Raw genomic sequence first — 2752 nt, forward strand, 5'->3', positions numbered from 1 at the left:
GGCTTTGGCGTGCTGCTGGTGAATCTGTGTCTTGCAGGTGGCGCAGGGCTGCTGGTGTTTGGGTGGTTTGCCACGCGGCTACGGCTGCCGGAGGTGGATGCGTTTGTGAGTCGGTTGAGCCAGCGATTTTTAAGGCGATAATTTGAGGCAATAAATTTGAGGCGATAACGTGGCAATAATTTGACGCGATAATTTGAGGCAATAAATTTGAGGCGATAACGTGGCAGTAATTTGACGCAATAATTTGAGGCGATAATTTTGAGGCGATAACGTGGCAGTAATTTGACGCGATAACTTGAGGCGATAACGTGGCGATAATTTGACGCAATAATTTGACGCAATAATTTGAGGCAACAAAATGACCTCCGGCCCTTCCCCCAACACCCGCTACCCGATCCCCGGCCAGACCCGGCTGGCGTTTCTGAAAAACATCGTTAAAAATCCCAACATTATCGTCGGCGACTACACCTATTACGACGATTTTGAGAACCCGGAGAACTTTGAGCGCAATGTGCTGTATCACTTTGACTTTGAGGGCGATCGCCTGATCATCGGCAAGTTTTGCTCCATCGCCTCGGATGTCAAATTCATCATGAACGGCGGCAACCACCGCACCGACTGGTTCACCAACTATCCCTTTCCCGTGTTTGGCAACGGCTGGGAACACGCCATGCCCGATTCCTGGCCCAACAAAGGCGACACCATCATCGGCAACGACGTGTGGATCGGCTACGGCGCGATGCTGATGCCGGGAGTGCAGGTGGGCGACGGAGCCATTATCGCCACGGGTGCGGTCGTCACGCGCAACGTAGAACCCTACACCATCGTCGGCGGCAACCCCGCAGCCCTGATTCGCAAGCGCTTTGACGACGCAGTGATCCAGGAACTCCTGCAAATCCGCTGGTGGGACTGGGACATCCAGAAAATTACCCGCCACCTGCTTGCTATCTGTGGCGGCGACTTGGCCATGCTGCGACAAGCCGCACAAGAAGATTGAGAATAAAAAACGAAGAACGAAAAACGGAAACCCGTTCTTCCCTCTTCGTTCTTCCCTCTTCGTTCTTCCCTCTTCGTTCTTCCCCATGCTCTCTCCCCAACTGCTACAGCACTATCGCCAACTGAGCCAACAGCCGCTGACGGTGGTGGATGTGGAGACGACGGGCGGGCTGGCGTTTAAGCATCGCATGACAGAACTATCGGTGCTGCACGCCAGCCTAGAGGAGGGAGTGCAGCGGCAGCAGTCTACGCTGCTGAACCCGGAAGCGCTGATTCCTGCCAAGATTGTGCGGATTACAGGCATTACGCCGGAAATGGTGGCAACGGCTCCCACAGCGGCCGAAGCGCTACCCGACTTTTTGCCGCTGCTGCAAACGGGTGTGCTGACGGCCCACAATCTGGAATTTGACTACGGCTTTTTGCAGGCGGAATATCGACGGCTGGGCGTAGAGTTTATGCGCCCTGAGCGAATGCAGCTTTGCACCGTAGAGCTATCGCGGCTGATGCTGCCCGATCTGCCCTCGCGCAGTCTGCCCAAACTAGTGCAGCATTTTCAATTTCCCATCGATACGTCGCACCGGGCAGCGGCGGATACCCTGGCCTGCTGGCTGCTAGCCGAACGATTGCTGACAGAACTCTGCAATGAAGAGGATACGGTGCTGCTGGCCCGGTTTGCGCGTCAGGTGATGCCCTTGAAATATGCGGCGCAACTGCTGGGGCAGCGGCAAAAGAAAGCCGCCAAACTGCTGATGTCTCTGGGCATTGAGGGAAAAGTGGTGGCGCGGGGCCGCAGCAGCACGCTGCTTTATCGTCGGGGCGACGTAGAGCGGGCGGTGGGAGAACTGGCGCAGGCGGCAGCGCTGGAGGCGGCTAACCCGGCTCAGCTTTCGCTGTTGGGAGAGTAGGCGATGATTCGCTATGTGGCGATGCGGCTGCTGGGGCTAGGGCTGACGCTGCTGGCGATTAGCCTGGTCATTTTCACCATTTTGGCGGTGGCTCCGGGCGATCCGATGTCGGAATTTGCCAGCAATCCGGCCATCACCGCAGAGGTGCGGGAAAACATCCGGCGATCGCTCGGCCTCGACCAACCCCTGCCCGTCCGCTACGTGAAATGGCTAGGGGCACTGCTGCGCGGCGATCTGGGCTATTCCTTCACCAGCCGTAGCCCCGTCAGCGGGCTGATTGTGCAGCGGCTGCCGACGACTCTGTGGATCGCGGGATTGTCGTATCTCATGTCCGTGGCGATCGCCCTGCCGCTGGGGGTCTTCTCTGCCCTACGGCGCGACTCTGTTGCAGATCAGGTGCTGACTTCTGTCGTGCTGATGGGCTTTTCGCTGCCCACCTTTGTCACCAGCTTGCTAATGATTATTCTGTTCAGCGTGCAGCGGCGCTGGCTGCCCTTCATCTACGACAGCACACTGGTTGTGCGCGATTGGCCTAGCTTCGTGCTGCAACTGAAGCAGTCGATTATGCCGATCGCCACGCTGGTATTGTTTCAAACGGCAGCGCTAATGCGGTTTGTGCGGGCGGCCATGCTCGACGAACTGCCGCAAAACTACATCCGCACCGCTCACGCCAAAGGTTTGTCGAAGCGGCGCATCGTGGTGGCACACGCCCTGCGAAATGCGCTGATCCCCGTGGTGACGCTGGTGGCGCTGGATTTGCCCAGCCTGTTTACCGGGTCGCTGGTGGTGGAACAGGTCTTTCGGGTTCCGGGCATGGGGGCGCTGCTAGTGGAGTCGATTTCCCGCAGCGA

Annotated in this window: 3 protein-coding genes; all 3 read left to right on the plus strand. The window is 57.7% G+C overall.

Going from position 1 to position 2752, the window contains the following annotated elements; genetic code table 11:
- The first annotated feature begins 358 nt into the window (after positions 1–358).
- On the plus strand, positions 359–997 hold the full coding sequence (locus IGS51_RS20830) for a CatB-related O-acetyltransferase (RefSeq protein ID WP_297080676.1): 639 nt from the start codon (positions 359–361) through the stop codon (positions 995–997).
- Between the two features lie 85 nt (positions 998–1082).
- Positions 1083–1901 (plus strand): PolC-type DNA polymerase III, encoded by an 819-nt coding sequence (locus IGS51_RS20835; RefSeq protein ID WP_297080677.1) that lies wholly within the window; start codon positions 1083–1085, stop codon positions 1899–1901.
- Positions 1902–1904: 3 nt separating this feature from the next.
- Positions 1905–2752 (plus strand): ABC transporter permease (locus IGS51_RS20840; RefSeq protein WP_297080678.1); only part of this gene is annotated, 848 nt, incomplete at its 3' end.

Source organism: Thermoleptolyngbya sp. M55_K2018_002 (assembly GCF_015295965.1).
Classification (GTDB): domain Bacteria; phylum Cyanobacteriota; class Cyanobacteriia; order Elainellales; family Elainellaceae; genus Thermoleptolyngbya; species Thermoleptolyngbya sichuanensis.

Coding starts and splice junctions, on each gene's coding strand:
- IGS51_RS20830 (WP_297080676.1), top strand. CDS start 359: ATGACCTCCGGCCCTTCCCCCAACACCCGCTACCCGATCCCCGGCCAG.
- IGS51_RS20835 (WP_297080677.1), top strand. CDS start 1,083: ATGCTCTCTCCCCAACTGCTACAGCACTATCGCCAACTGAGCCAACAG.